The sequence below is a fragment of the Streptomyces luteolifulvus genome (assembly GCF_008806595.1).
GTDB classification, from domain to species: Bacteria; Actinomycetota; Actinomycetes; order Streptomycetales; family Streptomycetaceae; genus Streptomyces; species Streptomyces luteolifulvus.
Genome location: NZ_VZRB01000003.1, coordinates 130,783 through 151,267, shown reverse-complemented (window position 1 = coordinate 151,267; position 20,485 = coordinate 130,783). Strand labels below are relative to the sequence as shown.

Here is a 20,485-nt window from a genome sequence, read left to right as displayed (position 1 = left end):
TGTCACGCGAGCGAGTCTAAGCGCAGTGGTTGCGCTCGCGACGCCGGATGAGAGGGAGGTCGCACGAGGAAGTGAAGCAGAACGTGTGACCGCATGCTGTCGCTCCGCAACACCTTCGCCGGACTCTTACGGGACCGGGGATTCCGCCGTGAAATGCCGGTGAAGCCGCCGTGTCCCCATCGCCCGGACCCCTCTACGACGCCGCTCCGGCGCCGCTACGAGGACCGGGATCCGAGCGCGGGCAGCAGCGGCACGAACCGGTCCCACCGGGCGATCCGGCACCCGTCGCCGCGGTCGAACCACGCGTCGACGGGGCGTCCGGCCCAGGTCCCGGTGACATGCGCGGTGGCCGGCCCGCCGTACTGCATGGTGCAGAAGCTGCCCTCCGGCACGGGCGCGAAGGTGTCCCGCCCCCACCGCGTGTTCCGGTCGAGCACAGCGCACGCCCCGCGGGCGTCGGGGTGGCTGCCGCGACTGGGATGGCAGCGCACCACATACGTCCCGTCGGCCCCGCGTCCCGCGTGCCGCACGGTGACGACGAGCCGGTCCTGTCCCGCTGCGCCGTGGGCGAGGTGATCCCGCCCGATGCCGGGGAGACGATCCCTTCCGGTTCCGGTTCCGGTTCGGGCTCCGGCTCCCGCTCCGCTTCCGGCTCCGGTCCCGGTCCCGGTGAGGTGATCGCTTGGCGCTCGGTCCTCGTCCCGGACGGGGGGCGGCGCGAGGGCGGCGGCCTCAGGGGCCGCAGCCGTGGAACCGACGACGGCGAGGGAGGCGGCGGCGGAGACGAGGAGCCGGCGGAGCCGTGCGAGACGGGCCGGGCCGGAGGGGCGGCGAGAACGACTGACCTGCGACATGACCTGACTAACGCGGCGCACGCCCGGACGTTGCGCGCCGCTGTCCGACCCCGTGCCGATCTGTGCCGACCCGTGTCGGCCCCGTGCCGACACCGGCAACGGCTTTGCCCTGCCGCCCGCCCGCCTAGTACCGTGGGAGGCGATTGGTGACAGCACGCTCGACTGTGTCATCATCTGCACACACCACTCGCGCTCGCGCGGGCGGCTGTGCTGGAGGCGTCGCCTAGTCCGGTCTATGGCGCCGCACTGCTAATGCGGTTTGGGCCTTAAAGCCCATCGAGGGTTCAAATCCCTCCGCCTCCGCCACCTGACCAGGGAGTTCGGCCACATACGGCTGAGCTCCCTGAGTTGCTTTCAGAGGCACTTTTAGCCCCTTGATGGCACGTTGTTGGCACCAACCGCCGCAAGGCGATTCTGGCGCGGGATGAACGCCGCGATCTTCCGCGTAGCGTCCTCCGCCAACTCCTCCGCGACGACCGCGTACACGTCCTTCGTGAAGGACACCGACGCGTGGCCGAGGACCTCCGACACGAACTTGTCGTCGACCCCTGCAGCGATCAACATCGTTGCCGCACCGTGACGCAGATCATGGAAACGGATGGGCGGTAGCGGCATCCGCACGGCCACCTCGACGGCCGCTTCGGTCGTCCGGTACTTCCGCGCGATCCGCTCGACCGACCACTTCTCGGCGGCCTTCGCGCGGATGTTGCCGTACCGCTCGATCAGGATCCGGAAGCGGCTCGACAGGTACTCCGCCTTCAGCGCGGTGCCGTCCTCGTAGGAGAACACGCGGCCGGCGTCCTGGTACGCCTCGCCCCAAGCGAGCCGCTCCTCCAGCTTTCTCTTGTGCCAGGCCCGCAGGACGCGCACCGTCTCGTCGTCGAGGGGGATCTGTCGATACCCGGCTTCGGTCTTCGTGTCGTCCAGCTCGTCATCGGACTGGGACTGCAGGACGTGCAGCCGCCGGCGCTCCAGGCTCAGGTCTTTCTCCTCGGCGCCGACGAGCTCGCCGCGGCGGGGCCCGTAGTGCGCATCGAGGTGGAACGCCGGGTACAGGCGCTCACCTTCGGCCTCGGCGAAGTCGAGGAACGCGCCGCACTGGTCGCTCGTCCAGACCATCACCTTCGCCGGGACGTTGCCGGTCTTCTCCCACGACTCGACGCGCTCGGCCGTCCACAGCAGGGGCTTCGCGCGGCCCTGCTTGCGCTTGCCACCCTTCGAACGCCAGACCCCGTCAGTGGGGTTGTCCGGGCGGATCTTCGACAGCTTCACGGCGTCCGTCATGGCACCGTGCAGGACCGCGTGCACGCGGCGGATGCGGCCCTCGCTGATCGGCCGTGAGTGCAGCCGCTTCCCGTCGCGGGTCGCCCGCACATCCTTCAGGCGGCGCAGGATCTCCGACCGATCGCCCTGCTCCTCCGGCCGGTTGAGCTTCCGCATCGCCGCGTACAGCTCGCGGAAGTGCTCGTCCGTGAGATCCACGACCTTGATGTGACCGAGCCCCGGCTTCCCGTACAGGTCGATGGCCTCGCGTTCGGCGTCGAGCGTGCTCTTCTTCAGGCCCTCGCCCGTCTCAGCCTCGGACGTCCGCCAGGCGTAGCGGCGCTCGAGGTACTCCCCGAGCGTCGTCTTCCGCTCGTCGTGCGCCTTCGGGTTGGCGGCAGTGCCGAGCACCTTGGCGAGCTCTTGCCGGCACTCCCGCTCCGTGTCGAACGGGCCGATGCGCGGCTGTCGGCGCTTCCCGTCCGCAGACTTGGGCGCCTCGTACCTGGCGAACCAGCCGCCGTGACCCTTCTTCTGCAGGTCAGGGCACTTCTTTCCTAGCAGCCGCTTCGTCTCCGGGTCACGGCACGAGCAGGCCTTGTAGGGCTTCACATCTACTCCCCCCCGGCCTCCGGCCGGTCGTGCTCCTTCAGGAACTCCCGCAGCGCCGTCGGGTTGCTCAGTAGCGCACCGATCAGATCCGCGAGCTCTGTCGTCTTCGCCGCCTGCTTTGCGTGCTCGCCGACGTACCCCTGAGGCCCGCCGGGCTGAAGCCACGGCGGTCGGGAGTAGAGCGCGTACTCGAGCGTGGCGGCGTACTCGTGACCAGCCTCCATGCGAAGCGGGCGTGTGCCGTCCGCCCAGGCCCAAGCCGTGTCCGACGCGACCTCGCCGCCACCCGTGATCTCGACGACCTCTTGCGGCGACTTGGTGGGCGGCAGCAGAAGCGCCGATGGCGACACGCCGAGCACAACGGCCAGAGCGGTCAGATCGTCGACGTCGACGCGCCTCTCGCCCTTCTCGATGCGGGTGATGCCAGTTGCGGGAATGGGCTGGCCGGCCTCCTTCAGCGCGTCCGACAACCGGGTCGTCGACAGTCCGCGGGCCGTCCGCAGCCGTTTCAGGTTGGCCGCTACGTGCCGGCTTGTGGGGCCCCAGCCGGGACCCTTCGAGGGCTCAGGAGTCTCATTCGCTGTCACTTTCGCAGCGTCTCATGCGCTTCTTGCGCAGTCAACGTTAGTCCCGTACAGTCCAAGTGTCGCAGTGACCGCTGCGAATCTTGGAGGTACCAATGCGCATAAGCGCAGCTGACGCGCTCGATTCCGAAGAGTGGCTCACGCCGACAGAGGCCGCCAAGCTCGCCAAGCTCAGCGTGCGCACGCTCTCGGACAAGCGCTGGAAGAAGACCGGCCCGCCCTATCGGAAGCTGTCTCCGGGCAAGGGCGGCCGCATCCGGTACAGGCGCAGCGACGTGCTCGCCTGGATCGCCGGCGACCAGACGGCGAGCGCCGCCTGATGTCCGCGTGGACCCGCGAGGCGATCGAAGCGCTCGGTCCGACGACGGACGTCCCCACCACGGCCGCGATCTTCAACGTGGACAAGGACACGGTCTATGGGCAGATCCGCCGAGACGAGTGGACCGCTACCCGCGTGCTGCGCCTCGGCCGGAAGATCCGCATCCCGACCCTCGACCTGATCGCGCTCCTCTACGGCGCCGCCCCGGCCGCACCATCACCGTGCCAACACCATGCATTGGCGCAGGTGACAGGCCAGCAATCGCAGTCTCAATGCGGTTGCACCCCAGCTGTCTCGGGCGTCGTCCACCAGCTCCGGGGCGCATAGAAGCGGCCCCCACCAGACCGCCGGTGCTACCAACACCGACGCGGCAGGGGCCAGTCCATTCCCGCACACGCAAGAGCCCCGGCTCATCGCTCGCCAGCGACCGGGGCTCCCACGAAAGAAACGGACACAGCCAATGAAGCAGAACAGCCCGGACGCCGCAACCGTCGTCCGCCTCGCCATCAGCGAATCCCAGGGCGCCATCCCCGGCGGCTGGCGCGAGGACACCGTCGGCAAAGCCGTCCAGATGGCCGACTGGGGAACCGTCTGCCCCGGATGCGACAAGGTCCCCGCCGCCGGCCAGCGCATCACGAAGATCTTCCACGCCTGGTGGCACGCCAGCTGCGGCGCCGCGTATCTCAAGTCGACCGCGGCTGACGAGGCGTGGCTCGCCCTCGGGCACCAGCTCGAGCGGCGCCCCTCCGGCTTCAACAACAGCGAGACCAAGGCCATCGTCCGCAACCTGCTCCGCATCGCTGGCCGCTCCTTCACCATCCCCGAGCAGGGATGGGGCGACAGCGTCCACGGACGGCAGGTCGCCGTGAAGTCGGCCGGCGACGAGGCCACACAGTTCGCGGACGTCATCGAGGGCTACGACGACAACGACTTGCAGGCGGCCGTCACACAGGCTGAGCAGCTCAACCCTGGGGCGTCGGCGGCCGTCGTCGGCCTCAAGGCCTGGTCGCAGCTCGACTCGCAGCAGCAGGACCAGCGGCTTCCCGAACTGCTCGCCGCCTACGTCGAACTCGCCCGCATCCAGGCAGACCTGTAGCGCCCCGGCCGCGCTCCACTGTGGGCGCGGCCACCAACTCCACATCCATCGCGCGTCGGCCCACAGGGCACCCGCACCGGCTCGCCGCCCGCGAAGGACAACCAGCATGGCGACACGAGAAAGGGCCCGCGCCACCGGGCCCCTCGCGACGACACAAACGCCGACTTCCTCAACCACCAGTGTAGTTCGGCCTGCGATGCGACTGCCGGGCGAACGGCCCGACATGCCGGACGCCATGCACAGCAACCAGCTGCGCGAGCAGTGGATGCGTGAACGCGCCCGCCGCGAACTCGTCATCGACAGCCTCCGCTGCCATCTCGCCGAACAGCCCAACGCGCGTGCCGTCCGCCTATGCGCGCGCCGCTGGATCGCAGACATCAACTACCTCGCCGACGGCGTCGTCGCCGTCCTTAGCACGGAGAACGAAGAGTGAGCATCGCCTTCAACCGCCTTGCGGACATCCTCCGCGACCGTGGCGTGCCGACCCGCTACCAGGGCGGCGCGCTGCGGGCACAGGGCATCTGCCACGACGGCGACTCTCCCGACACCGTTGCGATCAAGCGAGGCAACAACGGCGGCGTCGTCATCTTCTGCCACAAGTGCCAGGGCAACCGGGAGTTCCTCGCCGCGATCGGCTGGACCGAGGCCGACCTGTACGACGAGCCCCTTGAGCGTCAGCAGGACCGGCCGGCCGACGACACGTGGATCCCCTGCCGGGAGCGCGGGCACAAGCGCGTGGCCCAGTACGTGTACCGCGACGAGAACGGCGGCGTCGTCCACGGAGTCACCCGATGCGATCACAAGTGCTTCGCCCAGTGGCGGCCCGACAACGGGGCCAAGTCCGGGCGACGTTGGAGCCTGAACGACAAGGAGGGGAACCGGCTCGTCCGCGTCGTGCCGTACAGGCTCCCCTACATCCTCAAGGCCATCGCCGAGGACCGCGTCATCTGGATCGCCGAAGGCGAGAAGGACGTACACGCCCTCGTCGACCATGGGCTGCAGGCCACGTGTAACGCAGCCGGCGCAGGCAAGTGGACTGAGGAACACGCCCAGTTCCTGCGCGGCGCGGACGTCACCATCGTCGCCGACCGAGACATCCCCGGCCGCCGTCACGCCGAGCACGTCGTCGAGACCCTCCGCGGAATCGCACGCTCCGTGTACGTCGTGCAGGCCCGCACGGGCAAAGACGCCGCCGACCACTTCGCCGCCGGGCACACCGACTCCGAGTTCCTCAAGGTGTGGTCGCCGATCCCGTACCCGGGGGATGCGGCGGTGGGCGCGTGACCAACAACCCGGAATGGGCCGACGACGTCAAAGGCGACAGCGACGCCCACGCGGAAGCCGAGTCGAACGACCAGAGCGACGACCTGCCCAAGGCGTTCGTCTCTGGCGGCTCGTTCGTCCTCGACGTGCCCGACACTCCGCCCGCTATCTGGGGAGCAGGCGGCGACGTCCTGTGGGCAGAGGGCGAGTCCCTGATCATTGCCGCACCGCAGGGCGTTGGAAAGACGACCGTCGCCTTCCAGCTCGTTCGCGCCCGGCTCGGGCTCCAAAACGAAGTCCTCGGCCTACCTGTGACCAAGGGGGAGCGCGTTCTCTACCTGGCCATGGACCGCCCGGCGCAGGCACAGAGGGCCGCCAACAGGCTTTTCACCAAGGACAGTCGGGAAGTCCTCGACGAGAACCTTGTCGTCTGGAAGGGGCCGCCCCCCTTCGACTTGGCCAAGCGCACCGACGTCCTCGCCGCCATGTGTGAGCGGGCCAAAGCCGACACGGTCATCGTCGACAGCCTCAAGGACGCGGCAATCGGACTGTCCGAGGACCCCGTCGGAGCAGGCTGGAACCGAGCACGGCAACGCGCTCTGGCCGCCGGCGTCCAAGTCCTCGAGCTGCACCACAACCGCAAGGCGGGGACCAACGGAGGCGAGCCCAACACCATCGCCGACGTCTACGGATCTGTCTGGATCACCTCCGGAAGCGGCTCGATCATCTCCCTGTACGGCGAGCCCGGAGACCCAGTCGTTTCCTTCCGGCATCTCAAGCAGCCCATGAACGAGGTGGGCCCGTTCCGCGTCGTGCACGACCACCCGACCGGCATCTCGAGCGTGCAGCACACGACGGACCTGTTCGACCTTGTCCGTAGCGGCGGACCCGAGGGACTCACAGCACGACGTGCAGCCGAGTCGCTGTTCGACACGAGCAAGCCGAGCGCGGCCCAGGTTGAGAAGGCCCGGCGAAAGCTGGAGACCCTCCGAGAGGCGGGCCACTTGATCCGGCACGACGGCCCTACGAAGACCAGCCCGGCGACCTACTACCTCCAGTTGCGGCAGGCGTCGTGAAGCGGGCGGGCGGCTTCACGAACTGCTTCACGCGGCCATTTCAGCGTGAAGCTACACGCCACCCTCACGCGCTTCACGCTCACGGAGTTTTCGCAGGTCACAGCTTCACGCTCTCTTTCACGCGCTTCACGCTCTCAGCTTCACGTTTCCACCCCCCTCTAAAGAGGGGTGGAACGTGAGCCCACCCCCACCTCACCCATCCCTGCACGTCCCATAAGCCCCACCCGAAGGAGACCGTCATGACCACTCCGACCGTCATCGCCCTGGGCGACGACCGCGACACCAAGTTCATCGTGCAGACCGTGCCGACCAGCGAAGGCACCTGCAGCCACAAGCACGACAGCTGTGGCAAGCCCGGCGTCGTCGCCGTCCGGAACACCATCGACCAGCAGCACCCGAAGGAGGTCAGCACCCTGCGGGTCACGCTCTGCGCCGACCACCAGGACGACGCCGCACGGATGCACGAGCTGTGGGTGGCCGACGCCCGCGAATTCCAGGACCCCGTCAAGCGCGCCGAGTTCCTCGCCAGCGCCGGCGTCACCGACTGATCCGCACACAGAAGGCCGGGCCCGCGGACATCGGGCCCGGCCACCCGCCCAGCATCTACGAAAGGAGGCACCCGTGGCCACCACGAACGATCCGCCGCTGATCTTCTGGGGGCGTTGCCGTAGTGGGCGCCGCTGGTTCTGGACCGCCAGCGAGTACGACGGCGACCAGGTCCATGGATGGGCCGACACCCCGGACGCCGCATCCAGCCAGGCCAACGCCGCCGCCCTCCGCCTCGCCGCCGGCCGGTACGCCAACGTGCGCGTCCTGCACGGCGTCGCTACGGAGAAGCTGAAGCAGCTCAACGCTGCCAAGCGTCAGGCCAAGGCGCCTCGCAGCGCCCGCACCGGAGCCGTACCGCCGCCGAACCCGGTCGGCTACCTGTACGCCATCGAGCCCGGCCGGTACGAACTCGACGACGTCACCTGGATCCCCGGCAAGGTCGTCCAGTTCCCGATCACCCGGAAGACCGCCAAGCGCGTCTACTACCTGCGCCCCCGCTTCCTGTACATGCCCGGCCCCGACTGGGAGTCCGGGTACGTCGACCGGCAGGAACTCGAACGCCACGGATCCGTGCACGTCCCGCACTGGCTGCTGCTCTTCGCCCAGCCGCCCGAGATCCCCAAGCCAGCCGCAACGCCCGGCGTCAAGGAACTGAAGGCCGCAATGGCTGCCGCCCACCCCGACCGCGGCGGCACCGACGAGGCATTCATCGCCGCCCGCGAACGCTACCTGCGAGCACTGCGGAGGGCGGCATGACCAGCCACGTCGAGCAGCAGATACAGGAGCGCATCGCCCGGGTGCGCGCCGAGGAGGAGCGCAAGCGCAAGGAGCGTGAGGAGCTCGCCGCGGCCCGCACCAAGGGCCTCGCCCGCCGGCACGCCCAGAAGCTTCGGCGCCTCGCCGAGAAGGGGTGGGAGCTGGCTCCCATCCTCGACAACACCACACCCGCCGCATCTGGTGCATAGCACCACAAACCGTCTCGCCCGTAGTTGTCCGCCCGCTCTAGGAGAAACCCATGACCACCCGAGTTGAGATCACCGCCGAGCAGCTTCCCGAGCAGCTGCGCCCGCTGCTCGCCGCGTACCTCGAGGCCCGCGGCCAGGCCGCCGACGCGTTCAACGACCAGCGGGTCGCGCCCGTCCGCGGCAAGCATCTCCTGCAGGCTCCGCTCGACGAGGCCAACCGTAAGGCTGGCGAGGCGCACGCGGCGCTCCTCGAGGGCACCCGCGAACACCCGCTGGAGATGCGGCAGCACGCGCACGCCAAGTTCGCGGCGGCAGTGGAGCGGGCGCGCGAGCACCTGCAGGCGGCCGAGGCTGAACTCCGTGCGGCAGCCGGCTTCGCCGCGGTGCACGGCAGCGTGCGCGACGGGAAGCCGTGCGTGAACCTCGAGCGTGGCCAGGAGTCGCCGGGCCGGAAGGCGGCCATGTTCGCTCGCGGCCTGGTGCAGGACGCCGCGGGCAGCCTGCCGGACGCGGTCGACTGATGGCTCGGATCAGCGCGGAGAAGCGTGAGGAAGCCGCGCGGCTGCTGGCCGAGGGCCGGAGCGCCGATTGGATCGCGTCCCGGCTCACGATCAGCTCCGCGACGGTGCGGAGGTGGCGGCGCACCGACCCCGCGTTTCAGGCCCTCGAGCAGCAGTACCGCAACGCCCTGTACGGGCGGGGCCTGTTGGCCGTAGCCGAGCGGCGCCTGCGTCCCCCGGCGCGGCTCCGAATCAAGCCTGACGCGTCCCCGCTCGACGTCGTGCGGGACGCGATGACGGAAGTCGGAAGGAAGGAGGCCCGTCGTGGCCGATGAGAAGAAGACGTGGGCGGAGCAGGTGGCGGCCCGTGCGATGGGCCTCGAGCCGGAGCCGGAGGACGTGGCTGCCGCGCACCGCTGGAAGCGCCGGCCGCGGACGGTGACCGAGCGGCGCATCCTCGAGCGGCTCGGCTTCACCGACGACGAGACCCCGCCGGCCGCGTAGCCGACGGACACGACCACCCCGATACGACAGCACCAGGAGACGCAGTGATCGACTTCAACGGCAGCCCGCAGTCCGCGAGCGTTGCGGGTGACCGCACGCACGACTTCCGTCTGCCGCTCGACCGCACGACCATCCCGCCCAAGACGCTGGCCGCGCTCGAGGCCGTACAGGACGCGGTGAGGGCGACGGCAGGCGCGCGCGGTGCGAAGGCGCAGCAGGAGGCGTCCGACGCCCTCCGGGACGCGGTCGGCGACCTGTACGACCGAGCCTCGTCGACGAGCCGGGCGGACCGGCAGCACCACGAGGAGGGCTACGCCTACGCCGCCGCCAAGTTCAAGCGGGCCCTCGGCGACGTCGAGGCCGCGGTGCAGGCCATGGCCGACCATGCGCAGCAGGCCGACAACCCGTCGGGGGTCGGCTTCAAGCCGGACGCGCGGGACCGGTCGACGACTACCGTGCAGCTGCACCTGCTCGCCGACGCCCTGAAGAACATGCCGACCGCGCCCGAGTTGGCCTGAGAGGGGGAACCGTGGAGCGGAAGACGACGACCAGGCCGCCGACGTCGGCGGAGCGGCATGCTGCTCGCGCGTTGGGCCGGCCGGAGCCGGATGAGGTCGAGGTGGACGTGACCCCGTCCGCGGCGCAGCACGCTGCCCGGCTGGCAGAGGTGCCGCAGTCGGCGAAGCCGAAGAACGTGCAGACGTTCGACTGGTACGCCAGGCGTTCCCTGGGCGGGGTGCGGGCGGATGAGCCGGCGCGGGAGGCGGCCGTCGAGGAGGAGGAGTCGCGCCCGCTTCCGGGGTGGGCACAGCGGATGGTCTACCGCCCGGGAGGCGGGGACGCCGCCTGAATTCACCGCCCGACGAATTGCGCCCGGCCGCTTCCCCCACGGTGACCGGGCGCACTCATGTTCGGCGTCGACGTCTCACGAGCTCCTCCACGTACCTCAACTCCATGCTCCTTGCATCGATCCCTGTCCCAATGCGGATCTCGATTTCGCGGGGATCCTTCTCGCCCTCGCGGCGGACTGCGGTCCCGTACACCGTCCAGTTCGTCCCGCCGGCCGTGTATCCCCGAGAACCCACGCCCCTCTGGGTTGTTCCGCCGCCGATAAATGGCTCGCCCGGGACGTAGTACGTCCCATCCACGGCTGTGATTCGAAGCCCAATGACCGCCGTGCCCCCACCCCGTTTTGCCTTGCCCTCGAGGTCCTTCAGGGTCTTCTCAAGGTCTTCGCCGCAGGCCCAGACGAGAAAGGCGGAGACGACGGGGCGATCGTCATCGGTGGGAAGCCTGTCGGTGGTGTACATGTCCACATCTCCAGCGTTCCTCGCCCCACCCGAGGGCGCCACTCGGCAGGGGTCTAACCGCATAGAGGATGCGATTGCCTACCTCTCACCTGCGCATTTCTGGTGCTGTTGGCACTGTGATGGCACGCGTGGGGGAGGGGGTTCGGGGGCGCCGCGGGCGGGTGTGTCGAATGCCGCGGCGGGTGCGCAGGGCCGCGTCGTCGACGGCCGCCGCGTGAATGACTGCCGCATCCCAGTCGTCGAGGGCGAGGGCCTCGGTGAGGCGGGCGGCCATCGTCGCGGATGGGGGCCGCATCCCTTCTTCGAGCGCCTGCACGAGGCCCTTCGATGTCTGGGTGACTGCGGCCAGGCGGTCCCGTGACAGGCCGGCACGGAGTCGGGCCCGGCGGAGCAGGTCGCCGAAGCCGTCCGGCAGTGGGCTCCAGCGCGGGGAAGTCGTCGACGCCATGCCGAGAACCCCTTATCGATCGATGAATCAAAGGTAGCGAGCCCTCATAGCCTGTGAATCGTAGGACACTGGAGTTACACTCAAGTAGGCCGCGGTGACCGTGATGGGACCGCAGGCGTCCGTGATGGGCGCGCCGAGGGCAGGGAGCAGGTCGCTCACAGGTACGGAGCAGGTCGCTCACAGTTCGCCCAGGTAGGGCCAGCACCTTTCCCACGCGCTCGTCTGGAGCCCTCATGGCCCGCGCCTTTGACGGTGCCGCGCTGCGTGACGCGCGACGCCTTGCCGGAATCCCCGCCGCCCAACTTGCCGCCGCGATCGGCCGCACGGAGTGGACGGTGTGGAGTTACGAGACTGGCCGCATCCGGCCGTCCGTCGACATCGCCGCCGGCCTGGCCGACGCCCTCGACCTTCACGTCGAGCAGCTGCTCACGCGCACCCCCGAGAAGGCGGTGGCGTAGGTGGCCGGCTCATTTCGCATCGCGGAGGGGTTCGTCGAGGTCACGGCGGATGAGAGCGGTTACGACCGCGCCATGCAGCGCCTGCGGGCCAAGAAGAACAAGGTCGGCATCACCCTCGAACTCGACGACAGTGCAGCCCTGGCGAAGCTGCGGCAGTTCGCCGACCAGCACGCCCGCACCGTTCTGAAGGCGGTCATCGACGCTGACCTTTCGGCGAGCGCGGCGCGGCGCGTCTCTCAGCAGCTGGACCGGCTGACCGCCGACCGGGTCGTGAACATCCGCGCCACCGTGGACACCAGGGTGGCGGCGGAGGAGCTGCGGAATCTCACCCAGCGCCGTCGTGTACGGCTCGGCGTCGACGTCGACACCCGCGTTGCGGCAGACGAGCTCGCCAACCTCACCCGCCGACGGCAGGTCCGAGTTGTCGCCGACGTCGATACTGCGGCAGCGGCGGCGCGGCTGGCCGCTCTCACACGGACGCGCACGGTCAACGTCCGCGTGGACGGTGCCGGCGCTGGTGCGGCGTCCGTTGGCCTCCTGTCGACTCGCCTTGCCGGCCTCGCCGCGATGGCCCTCTCGGCACTGCCCACGGTCGCCTCGCTCGCCTCATCGATCGCGCAGATGGGCCCTGCTGCGGCCGTTGCCGTGCCCGCGCTCGGCTCGCTCGTCACCATGGGCGCCACCCTCGCCGTCGGCTTGCACGGCATCGGCAACGCGTTCCAGGCCGCATTCTCCAGCGGCACCAAGGGCGCCGCCTCAACTGCTGCGGCCGGCCGCGCCCTCGAGGCAGCGCACCTCAACGTCGCCCGTGCCGCACGTGCCCTCAAGGAGGCGGAGGCGGACGCTGCCCGGCAGATCGTCGACGCCCAGAAGCGAGTGAAGGACGCGGTCGAGGACGTCCGCGACGCCGAGGTACAGGCAGCCGCCGACCGTAAGGCAGCCCTGCAGCGCGTCGCTGACGCCGAACGCGCCCTGGCAGAAGCGCAGAAGGACGCCCGCAAGGCGCAGGAAGACCTCACCGAGGCCCGCAAGAAAGCCGCCGAGGAGCTCGAAGACCTCAACAACCGGCTCGCGGACGCCGAGCTCGACCAGCGGCAGGCCGTCCTCGACCTGAGGGACGCCGAGGAGAACCTCGCCGCGGTCAAGGCGAAGGGTTCCGCGGCGACCGCGGAGGAGCTGGAGCAGGCGCAGCTCGGCTATGACCGCGCCAACCAGCGGTTGAAGGAGCAGCAGACCGAGACGGCCAGGCTGCGGGAGGAGACGGCCGCCGCGAACGAGGCCGGCGTGCAGGGTTCCGAGACGGTGCAGGCCGCTCAGGACAAGGTGGCCGACTCGCAGCGCAACGTCAGTGACCGCACCCGCGATGTGCGGGACGCGCAGGCCGAGGCGGCGAAGGTGGCCAAGGATGGCGCCGAGTCCGTGCGCGACGCTCAGGAGCGCCTGGCCGAGGCACAGCAGGGTGTGGCCGACGCCCAGGTTGCGGCGGCCCGGCAGGTGCGCGCGGCTCAGGAGTCGTTGGCGGACGCGCAGCGGTCTGTGAACACGGCGCAGGCTCAGGGCGCGGCGCAGACCGACAAGTTCGCCGAGGCCATGGCGAAGCTCAGCCCGAACGCCCGCGAGTTCGTCAACTCCATTCGCCGCCTCGGGCCCGCATTCTCCGACCTGCGTATGGAGGTGCAGGACCGGCTGTTCCGCGGGCTCGGCGACTCCGTCAGCCGTATGGCGAGCGCAGCGCTTCCCGCCCTGCGGTCGGGGCTCGGCGGTATGGCGGACGTGCTGAACGGCATGGCCCGCAACCTGATGGACACCTTCACCCGCCTTGCCGACCAGGGCCTGCTGAAGCGCATGTTCGACGGTTTCACCAACGGCATGAAGCCGCTGGAGAAGATCCCCGGGCAGTTGGGGCAGGCGTTCGTGCAACTGTCGATTGCTGCCGCGCCGGCATTCGAGCGGATCACTAAGGCTATGGCCGGCTCGGCGGACCGGATCTCCCAGAAGCTGACGGACGCTTTCGAATCGGGCCGGCTGCAAGAAGCCATCGACCATGGCATCGACATGGCCAAGCGGTTCGGCCGGCTCCTCGCGGACGCGTTCGGCACGTTGAAGAACATCTTCGGTGCGGCGTCGGCCGGCGGTGCTGACGCCCTGACGACGCTCGGCGACGCTTTCAAGGAGCTCCGCCGGGTTACCGGCTTGCCGGAGATGCAGGACAGCCTGCGGCGGATCTTTCGCGCGTTCCACGAGATCGCTTCGTTGGTGACAAGTGTTGTCGGCGCGGCCCTCGCTGGCCTGTTGCCGATCCTCGCGCCGTTCGCCGACGCCATCGCGTCGATCGCCGAGAACGTGAAGGGCCCGCTCACGTCGTTCTTCCAGTTCGTCGGCGAACACTCGACGATCTTCGGCGCCCTGGCTACTGCAGTGCTGAGCATCGCCGCCGGCATGAAGCTGTGGGCGCTGGGCACGGCCGCGGTGGCGACGGCGCAGGCGATCCTGTCCACGGTCATGGCGGCCAGCCCGTTCACATGGATCGCGCTTGCGGTCATCGGGCTGGCTGGCGCCTTCGCCTACGCCTGGCATGAGTCGGAGACGTTCCGGGACATCGTCACGGGCGTCTGGGATGCCGTGAAGACGGCCTTCTCGGCCACGCTGGACTGGATCAAGGAGTACATCGTTGAGCCGTTCCAGTGGCTGTACGACAAGCTCGTCGGGCACAGCATCATTCCGGATCTGGTGCGCGGCATCATCGGCTGGTTCACCAGCCTGTGGACGAAGACCAAGGAGATCTTTACTGGGCTGAAGAGTTGGCTCGTCGACACGTGGAAGAACCTGTGGGGAAGTATCCGGGCGCGCTGGGATTCCTTCTGGTCCGGGCTGAAGTCGGCGGTGTCGGGAGCCTGGAAGTGGGTTCGTGACAGCGTCTCCGGCCTGCGCACGGCCATCAGCGGCACGTGGAACGGTCTGTGGAACGGCGCCCGCGACAAGATCAGCTCGATATTCACGACGATCCGCTCGAAGATCAGCGACTTCAAGGCAGCGATGAAGCTGGCCTTTTCCACCTTGCGGGATTCGCTCGGAACGATCTGGAACGGCGTCAAGTCGAAGATCGCTAGCCCTGTGAAGTTCGTTGTGGGGACGGTCTACAACAACGGCATCCGCAGGATGTGGAACTCGATTGCGGGCAAGATCAGTTCGAGTATCACGCTGCCGACGATCTCGCTCGGCTTCAGTACGGGCGGTGTCGTTCCGGGGCAGCGCAGCAACCGTGACAGCGTGCCCGCCATGCTCGCCCCGGGTGAGCGGGTCCTGTCGAACACCGAGGTCGACCGACTCGGCGGATACCGCGCTATCGACGCGATGCTCGGGAAGGACCGGCCGACGGGCACGGGCGGCAACCCGACCAGCACGCAGGAGCGCAAGCGCCGCCAGCCCGTACCGGGATTTGCGGACGGCGGCATCATCGGCACGGTGACGGACGCGATCGGCGGCACCGTGGGATCCATTGCGTCGTGGGCCAAGGATGTCGTCGTGGGCGGCCTCAAGTCGGCGGCGCGGAAGGCGCTGAGCGCGCTGGTGAGGCCCCTCATCAACCGCATCCCTCAGAGCGGCATCGGCAATCTCATGCGCGGCCTGGCGAACAAGGCCGTTGACGGCATGCTCGGCTGGTTCGGGAATGAGGACAAGAAGGCTGTAGGCGGGCCGGCGGTACAGCGGGGGCTCTCCTGGGCGAAAACCCAGAATGGCAAGCCGTATCAGTGGGGCGGTAACGGCAATCCCAGCTGGGACTGCAGTGGTCTGGTCTCGGCGATTGAGTCGGTAATTCGCGGGGAGAGCCCGCACCGCCGTTGGGCCACGGGCGCGTTCAGCGGAACATCTGGCCCGTCCGGGTGGGTGCGGAACCTGAATTCTCCTTACATGATCGGCATCACGAACGCCGGGGTCGGCCACACGGCGGGCACCATCGGCGGAGTGAATGTGGAGAGCCGGGGCGGGGACGGCGTCATCATCGGGCGGGGAGCCCGCGGCTACAACGACTCCCTCTTCACTTCGCGTTGGGGCTACGCGCCGGCCACGAAGTACGACGCTGGCGGCCTGCTCGCCAAGGGCGCAACCCTGGCGATCAACAAGACGCGCGAGCCTGAACGGATCCTCACGCCCGCGCAGAACGCCCTCTTCGAGGAGCTGGTGCGCGGCGGCAGGGGTGGTGCGGTGACGATCGAGCGCCTTGAGGTGAACATCGACGGCACGCTCGACCTGACCAACAGGCAGGCGCTGCAGCGGCTGGCGAACTCCATGCCCGGCTACATGAACGAAGCCCTCCGCAAGTGGAACAAGGAGCGCGCCCGGTGAACCTCGGCGACCTCACCCCGCAGCAGCTCGAGGACGCCATGCACTCGGTGCTCTGCAACGCAGGCTTCGCGTTCACGTCCGCCATCTGGAGGGACCGCAGCATGACGGCTGCCTGGCCGCACGTCGACCCGGTGCTGCGCCGATGCTGGGCGCAGGGCTGGCTGCACGACCAGCGCGGTCGTGCGCGAGAGCTGGGCTTCGAACCGGACGAGGTCGTCGAGGCGTTCACCGAGGAGGAGCCGCAGCATTCGCTGTGGTCCGTGTTCGAGGACCTGCAGGTGCGCGCGCTGCTGGAGTGGAAGCCTGGCGTGCACGAGTGGTGGGCAACGGCGCGGCACATCGTGGCCGGCCTCGACCTCGAGATGCTGTACATGATGCCGAAGCCGGCCGAGGGCGACATCGCGGCGGCAGACTCGCCGTTCCTGCAGCTGCTCATGCGCTATGACCAGGCCGCGGGCTGGCGCGTCCTGAACTTCCTCAGCGAGGAGATCCCCGTCCCCGGCTGGCCGCCTCGGCTCGGGGCGTCCCACTAGTGCGCGAGACCACCCCCGGAACCGTTGTTCCGGGGGTTGCCGTTGGGCTAAAAGGGTGAAGCTACGACGCGGGCTCCGCCGCACATGTGGTTCTCCTGACCTGCACATTTGTTGCCAGGTGACGGGACAACCTCATTCGCAAGGGTGGTCTTTCTCTTGATTCTGAGGCCCTCGCTTGTGGGGGGATTTTCCGCGGTCGACTAGTGTCCTTGCAGCGGTCGAAGCAATCGGACTCCGACCGAACTTCCCCAGGGCGGATAGAGGCCTTCTTTGGCATGCCCGCGGGTTGTCGACAGGTCTTACAAGGAGGCAATTTGTTCGAATGGATTAACGTCGCGATTCGGGAGTGGTGGCGAACGGTCAGGCACGCTCTCGGTGAGAACGGCCCGACCGCCCGCCTGATCGCCATCCTTCTGACATGTGCCCTGATCATCGGTGCTTTGGCGAGTCTCCTGATCATGGGCTACATCGTTTGGCGCCTCGCTTAGTTGTTCCGCTTGGCACCTGGGTGGCGACCCCACTCTAATGCTCCGAACTATCCGCAGCCCCGCAACGGCGATCCCGTCGGGGCTGCGGTGTTTTGTGTGGCGACTATCGGCAGCCGTGGGCGCTGCCGAGGTTCTCGTAATGGTCGGCGAGGGCGTTGAGGACGCGGGCCAGGCGCCGCGCGTGGACGAGGGCGCCGTTCGGACCTCCGCGGGGCTGCTCGGCCAGCTTGCCGCGGGCCTCGCCGAGGCAGGCGAGCATGCAGTATCGGGGGATGCTCTGCCTCGAGAGCTGCCGCGCAGCCTGCTCGACCTCCGGCATCAGCACGTTGAGGTGCCCCTGCAGCTGGAGGGTGAGCGTGTCGAGCTCCTCGGCGGCCGGCGGCAGAGCCTCGGGGACGGCGTCCGGGTCGAGCAGACGGTTCACGGTCTCGCGCATCGTGGCGATGTCTGGCGGGGGTTCCGCGAGCCCTGCCTCGGCGGCTGGTGGGGCGGTACGGTGCGCCATGTCGACTCCAGTCAGTCGGCCACGCCCCGGGGCCGTTCACAGCGGTCGCCGGGGTCCTGCTGTCCCTGCCATGCAATCGCGGGTGACGTGTCGGGGAAGGAGCCACACGGGGGGCCAGGAGGGGGCCACACTGTCCGCGGGAAGGGGGCCCGATGAGAGACGACCGCAGACGCCAGTTCGGCCTGTACCTCGCCGGGCTGCGCCGCCGCACCAGCAAGTCGCAACGCCAGCTCGCCGCGGCCCTGTGCGCACTCTCGGGTACGACGTCCATCACCCGTAACGAGGTGTCCCGTTGGGAGCGGGGCGGGCGGGTGCCGGATACGTGGCTGCCGTTCCTCGCCGCCGCCCTGGGCACGCCGCTGGCGCAGCTGCAGCAGGCCGTCGACTACGCCCGCGGTGACCGCCTGGCGCAGCTCCCCGGGGCTGCTGTCACCCTCGCCCAACTGCTGCCGCCCGGCGACCCGCTGGCGCCGCTCACGGCCCGCACAGGGCGCCGTATCGGGGCGGACACGGTTACCGGTCTCGCCGGCCGGGTGCACGGCCTGCGACTCGCTGATGACGTCCTCTCCGGCGGCGACCTGATCGCCCCCGCGTTCCGTGAGCTGTCCGCCGCGGTGGCCTTACATCGCGAGTCGACGTACAGCGACGACGTGGGCCGCGCCCTGCTCGTGCAGATCGGCGAGTTGTCACAGATCGCCGGATGGATCGCGTCGGATGCCGGCCACCTCGAGGACGCGGAGCGCGCCTACCGGCTCGGCATCTCAGCGGCGCGGCAGGCGGGAGATGGGCCGCTGGTGGCGAACCTCGCCGGCTCGCTGGCCTACCAGTGGTCGAACACGGGGCGGGAGGGCGAGGGCCTCGACCTGGCCCGGGCAGCGGTCGACGAGGCCGGCGAGGACGCGCCGGGCAAGACGCGGGCACTGTTCTTCGACAGGGTCGCGTGGGCACACACGCGGGCAGGGAACCCGCAGCCGGCCATGCGGGCACTCGGTGAGGCGCACGACGCGCTCACGGTCGAGGACGGCCAGGAGGCGCCGCAGTGGGCGTACTGGGTCAGCCGTGAAGAGCTCGAGGTGATGGACGCCCGCGTGTTCACGGAGCTGCGCCGTCCGCTGCGCGCCGTGCCCCTGTTGACGGATGTCCTCGAGCGGTACGACGCCACGCACGCCCGCGAGTTGGCGCTGTACCGGTCGTGGCTGGCCGTCGCCCTGGCGGACGCGAACGAGCCGGAGCAGGCCGCGGAGGAGGCGGTGCGGGTCATCGAGCTGTCCGGGGATCTGGCGTCGGACCGGACGGCGTCCCGTACCCGCACGGTCCTCGAGCGCCTACAGGCTTACGAGGACGTACCCGAGGTGCGGGCCGTCCTCGACGAGCACGGGCACCTGCTGCTTGGCGCCACCCCCTGAGCAGGCCGCCTTTACCCGAGCGGGTTGCCGCCTTGTGCCTGCACACCAGCGGTGACGGCGGCCAAGTAGGCGGCATACGCCTGTCGCTGGTTCCACGTGAAGAGGATCGTGCGGGAGTTGTTCGCGATGGCCTTCTCGGCTTCCCTCGTGACGATGACGAGCCGGCCCCGGTCCTGCTCGGTGGCGAGTTGCACGTACCCGTTGATGAGACGGGTGGGCTCCTTGGAGAGAACCTTGATCACGTTGCGGAGGGGGATCACTGAGTCCCTTGCGCCGGTCATCTTCCCCATCAGCTTGCGTTTGATCTCGACCCGGTCTGCGTAAAGGGTCACGGTCGCGGCGTAGCCCTTGAAGGCCTGCGGTTCGGGCAGTGGAGCAGGGGCGCCCTTTGAGAAGTTGTGTGCCATCGGGCCAGTGTTCCGGCTGAGCCCCGCGGCGAGTAGCCCTCGGAAATGACGAAAGGCCCCCTGCGCGGTCGCGTGGCCATGCAGGGGGCCGTGTCGTGTTCAGACGGTCGCATCCTTCGCCCAGTTGACGAACTCCTGCCAGGCGGGAGCCGAGACGGGCACGGTCGCGCGCTGCCGGCACTTGGTGTCCCGGACCAGAGCCCCGAAGCCGGGGCGCGCCCACTCCACGCAACTGCCACTGTCCGTGTACGTCGACGTCTTCCAGATCAGCGGGCCGTCTTCAGTCTCCGGCACAGGGTCTCCCTCGTTCCCTCAATGAGCTGCACCGACTCCTGCGGCGATAGCGCCAAGTCGTGCAGCCGCTCCCAACTGGAAGCGTAGGCGGCGACGTCCTCGGGGCGGGTGGTGATCTCGGAAGACGTCAACGACTCTACGAACGCCGCGCGTTGCCCGGCGGCCCGGTACAGGGTGAAGGCGCCGACGAGACCGGGATGGGCGCCTGCGCCCTGCGGCAGCACTTGCACGCTCAGGGACGGCTGTAGGGCGACGAGGGAGAGCAGGTGTTCCAGCTGCCCGACGAGCGTGCCGTAGCCGCCGACAGGCCGGTACAGGGCCGCCTCGTCGACGATGACGCGGATGCTGCGGGCGCCCGGCCGGCCGAGGCGGTCGATGCGCTGCCGGCGCTCCTCGGCGCGCTGGCCAACTACCTCGAGCGGCAGGGCCGGTGTGGTCGCGTGGATGGCCTCGACCGCATACGCGTAGGACTGCAGCAGGCCGGGGATGAACAGCGGCTGCCATGCCTGCACGCTGTCGGCTGCGGCCTCGATAGCGGCGAGGCGCGCTATGTGGTCGCCGAGCGTCTGAGCCGGTTCGAGCCAAGCTGATTTCAACGTGATGCCTCTCCGGGAAGCGGCGCCAGACCCGGTTTTCGGGGTCGGGCGCCGAAGGTCGAAACTCGAAACTTCGCAGGTCAGGTGCGATATCGGGGGCGAAACCGG

The 20,485-nt window shown here is 69.2% G+C and carries 27 protein-coding genes and 1 tRNA gene; 19 read left to right on the top strand and 9 right to left on the bottom strand.

The window, feature by feature from the left end; all coding sequences use genetic code 11:
• Positions 1–215 precede the first annotated feature (215 nt).
• A complete protein-coding gene (locus F7R91_RS05695) occupies positions 216–854 on the bottom strand; it encodes an SSI family serine proteinase inhibitor (RefSeq protein ID WP_150945129.1) in 639 nt (212 codons plus the stop codon).
• A 212-nt stretch (positions 855–1,066) separates the two neighbouring features.
• On the opposite strand from F7R91_RS05695, the gene F7R91_RS05690 reads away from it, so the two are divergent.
• Positions 1,067–1,160 (top strand) — tRNA-Ser (locus tag F7R91_RS05690).
• A gap of 60 nt (positions 1,161–1,220) precedes the next feature.
• On the opposite strand, the gene F7R91_RS05685 is transcribed toward F7R91_RS05690, so the two are convergent.
• Together F7R91_RS05685 and F7R91_RS05680 are read right to left on the bottom strand one after the other, a co-directional pair.
• Positions 1,221–2,729 (bottom strand): site-specific integrase, encoded by a 1,509-nt coding sequence (locus tag F7R91_RS05685; RefSeq protein ID WP_150945127.1) that lies wholly within the window; start codon positions 2,727–2,729, stop codon positions 1,221–1,223.
• Between the two features lie 2 nt (positions 2,730–2,731).
• Complete coding sequence (locus tag F7R91_RS05680; RefSeq protein ID WP_150945124.1) at positions 2,732–3,316, bottom strand: helix-turn-helix domain-containing protein; 585 nt, start codon at positions 3,314–3,316, stop codon at positions 2,732–2,734.
• Positions 3,317–3,408: 92 nt separating this feature from the next.
• Here F7R91_RS05680 and F7R91_RS05675 point away from each other — a divergent pair, with 92 nt between their 5' ends.
• The 14 genes from F7R91_RS05675 (at position 3,409) to F7R91_RS05610 (ending at position 10,435) form a co-directional block, all read left to right on the top strand.
• A complete protein-coding gene (locus tag F7R91_RS05675; RefSeq protein ID WP_150945122.1) occupies positions 3,409–3,633 on the top strand; it encodes a helix-turn-helix domain-containing protein in 225 nt (74 codons plus the stop codon).
• Positions 3,633–3,959: a MerR family transcriptional regulator gene (locus F7R91_RS05670; protein WP_150945120.1), complete on the top strand. Its 327-nt coding sequence runs from the start codon at positions 3,633–3,635 to the stop codon at positions 3,957–3,959. The genes F7R91_RS05675 and F7R91_RS05670 overlap by 1 nt, the downstream gene beginning before the upstream one ends.
• A 133-nt stretch (positions 3,960–4,092) precedes the next feature.
• Positions 4,093–4,728, top strand: coding sequence for a hypothetical protein (locus F7R91_RS05665; protein WP_150945118.1), 636 nt, complete (start codon positions 4,093–4,095; stop codon positions 4,726–4,728).
• A 196-nt stretch (positions 4,729–4,924) separates the two neighbouring features.
• Positions 4,925–5,161 carry a hypothetical protein gene (locus F7R91_RS05660; RefSeq protein WP_150945116.1) on the top strand — a complete coding sequence of 79 codons (237 nt, stop codon included), beginning with the start codon at positions 4,925–4,927 and terminating at the stop codon, positions 5,159–5,161.
• Positions 5,158–6,012, top strand: coding sequence for a toprim domain-containing protein (locus tag F7R91_RS05655; protein WP_150945114.1), 855 nt, complete (start codon positions 5,158–5,160; stop codon positions 6,010–6,012). Before F7R91_RS05660 ends, F7R91_RS05655 begins: the two co-directional genes overlap by 4 nt.
• Positions 6,009–7,067 (top strand): AAA family ATPase, encoded by a 1,059-nt coding sequence (locus F7R91_RS05650; RefSeq protein ID WP_150945112.1) that lies wholly within the window; start codon positions 6,009–6,011, stop codon positions 7,065–7,067. Before F7R91_RS05655 ends, F7R91_RS05650 begins: the two co-directional genes overlap by 4 nt.
• 239 nt (positions 7,068–7,306) lie before the next feature.
• A complete protein-coding gene (locus F7R91_RS05645; protein WP_150945110.1) occupies positions 7,307–7,615 on the top strand; it encodes a hypothetical protein in 309 nt (102 codons plus the stop codon).
• Between the two features lie 73 nt (positions 7,616–7,688).
• Positions 7,689–8,372 (top strand): hypothetical protein, encoded by a 684-nt coding sequence (locus tag F7R91_RS05640; protein ID WP_150945108.1) that lies wholly within the window; start codon positions 7,689–7,691, stop codon positions 8,370–8,372.
• A complete protein-coding gene (locus F7R91_RS05635; RefSeq protein WP_150945106.1) occupies positions 8,369–8,581 on the top strand; it encodes a hypothetical protein in 213 nt (70 codons plus the stop codon). The genes F7R91_RS05640 and F7R91_RS05635 overlap by 4 nt, the downstream gene beginning before the upstream one ends.
• Before the next feature lie 50 nt (positions 8,582–8,631).
• On the top strand, positions 8,632–9,102 hold the full coding sequence (locus F7R91_RS05630; protein WP_150945104.1) for a hypothetical protein: 471 nt from the start codon (positions 8,632–8,634) through the stop codon (positions 9,100–9,102).
• Positions 9,102–9,416 (top strand): helix-turn-helix domain-containing protein, encoded by a 315-nt coding sequence (locus F7R91_RS05625; RefSeq protein ID WP_150945102.1) that lies wholly within the window; start codon positions 9,102–9,104, stop codon positions 9,414–9,416. The genes F7R91_RS05630 and F7R91_RS05625 overlap by 1 nt, the downstream gene beginning before the upstream one ends.
• On the top strand, positions 9,406–9,585 hold the full coding sequence (locus F7R91_RS05620; protein ID WP_150945101.1) for a hypothetical protein: 180 nt from the start codon (positions 9,406–9,408) through the stop codon (positions 9,583–9,585). Before F7R91_RS05625 ends, F7R91_RS05620 begins: the two co-directional genes overlap by 11 nt.
• Positions 9,586–9,629: 44 nt before the next feature.
• On the top strand, positions 9,630–10,103 hold the full coding sequence (locus F7R91_RS05615; RefSeq protein WP_150945099.1) for a hypothetical protein: 474 nt from the start codon (positions 9,630–9,632) through the stop codon (positions 10,101–10,103).
• Positions 10,104–10,114: 11 nt separating this feature from the next.
• Positions 10,115–10,435: a hypothetical protein gene (locus tag F7R91_RS05610; protein ID WP_150945097.1), complete on the top strand. Its 321-nt coding sequence runs from the start codon at positions 10,115–10,117 to the stop codon at positions 10,433–10,435.
• 55 nt (positions 10,436–10,490) lie between these two features.
• Here F7R91_RS05610 and F7R91_RS05605 read toward each other — a convergent pair whose 3' ends face one another.
• On the bottom strand, positions 10,491–10,895 hold the full coding sequence (locus tag F7R91_RS05605; protein WP_150945095.1) for a hypothetical protein: 405 nt from the start codon (positions 10,893–10,895) through the stop codon (positions 10,491–10,493).
• A gap of 85 nt (positions 10,896–10,980) precedes the next feature.
• Positions 10,981–11,343: a helix-turn-helix domain-containing protein gene (locus tag F7R91_RS05600; protein WP_150945093.1), complete on the bottom strand. Its 363-nt coding sequence runs from the start codon at positions 11,341–11,343 to the stop codon at positions 10,981–10,983.
• A 233-nt stretch (positions 11,344–11,576) separates the two neighbouring features.
• Here F7R91_RS05600 and F7R91_RS05595 point away from each other — a divergent pair, with 233 nt between their 5' ends.
• The 3 genes from F7R91_RS05595 to F7R91_RS05585 are packed head-to-tail and all read left to right on the top strand — an operon-like array spanning position 11,577 to position 16,681.
• Positions 11,577–11,801, top strand: coding sequence for a helix-turn-helix transcriptional regulator (locus F7R91_RS05595; protein ID WP_150945091.1), 225 nt, complete (start codon positions 11,577–11,579; stop codon positions 11,799–11,801).
• The gene (locus F7R91_RS05590; protein WP_150945089.1) at positions 11,802–16,148 is read left to right on the top strand and encodes a hypothetical protein; all 4,347 of its coding nucleotides are present in this window, start codon (positions 11,802–11,804) and stop codon (positions 16,146–16,148) included.
• Positions 16,145–16,681, top strand: a complete 537-nt coding sequence (locus F7R91_RS05585; RefSeq protein ID WP_150945087.1) for a hypothetical protein — start codon at positions 16,145–16,147, stop codon at positions 16,679–16,681. The genes F7R91_RS05590 and F7R91_RS05585 overlap by 4 nt, the downstream gene beginning before the upstream one ends.
• Before the next feature lie 591 nt (positions 16,682–17,272).
• Here the strand turns inward: F7R91_RS05585 and F7R91_RS05580 are convergent.
• Positions 17,273–17,674 carry a DUF6415 family natural product biosynthesis protein gene (locus F7R91_RS05580; protein WP_150945085.1) on the bottom strand — a complete coding sequence of 134 codons (402 nt, stop codon included), beginning with the start codon at positions 17,672–17,674 and terminating at the stop codon, positions 17,273–17,275.
• Between the two features lie 152 nt (positions 17,675–17,826).
• Between F7R91_RS05580 and F7R91_RS05575 the strand changes: the two genes are divergently transcribed.
• A complete protein-coding gene (locus F7R91_RS05575; protein ID WP_150945082.1) occupies positions 17,827–19,080 on the top strand; it encodes a helix-turn-helix domain-containing protein in 1,254 nt (417 codons plus the stop codon).
• A gap of 11 nt (positions 19,081–19,091) precedes the next feature.
• On the opposite strand, the gene F7R91_RS05570 is transcribed toward F7R91_RS05575, so the two are convergent.
• The 3 genes from F7R91_RS05570 to F7R91_RS05560 form a co-directional block, all read right to left on the bottom strand.
• A complete protein-coding gene (locus F7R91_RS05570) occupies positions 19,092–19,487 on the bottom strand; it encodes a hypothetical protein (RefSeq protein ID WP_150945081.1) in 396 nt (131 codons plus the stop codon).
• 99 nt (positions 19,488–19,586) lie between these two features.
• The gene (locus F7R91_RS05565) at positions 19,587–19,781 is read right to left on the bottom strand and encodes a DUF397 domain-containing protein (RefSeq protein ID WP_150945079.1); all 195 of its coding nucleotides are present in this window, start codon (positions 19,779–19,781) and stop codon (positions 19,587–19,589) included.
• Positions 19,754–20,377, bottom strand: a complete 624-nt coding sequence (locus F7R91_RS05560; RefSeq protein ID WP_150945077.1) for a DUF5753 domain-containing protein — start codon at positions 20,375–20,377, stop codon at positions 19,754–19,756. Before F7R91_RS05560 ends, F7R91_RS05565 begins: the two co-directional genes overlap by 28 nt.
• Positions 20,378–20,485: the final 108 nt, after the last annotated feature.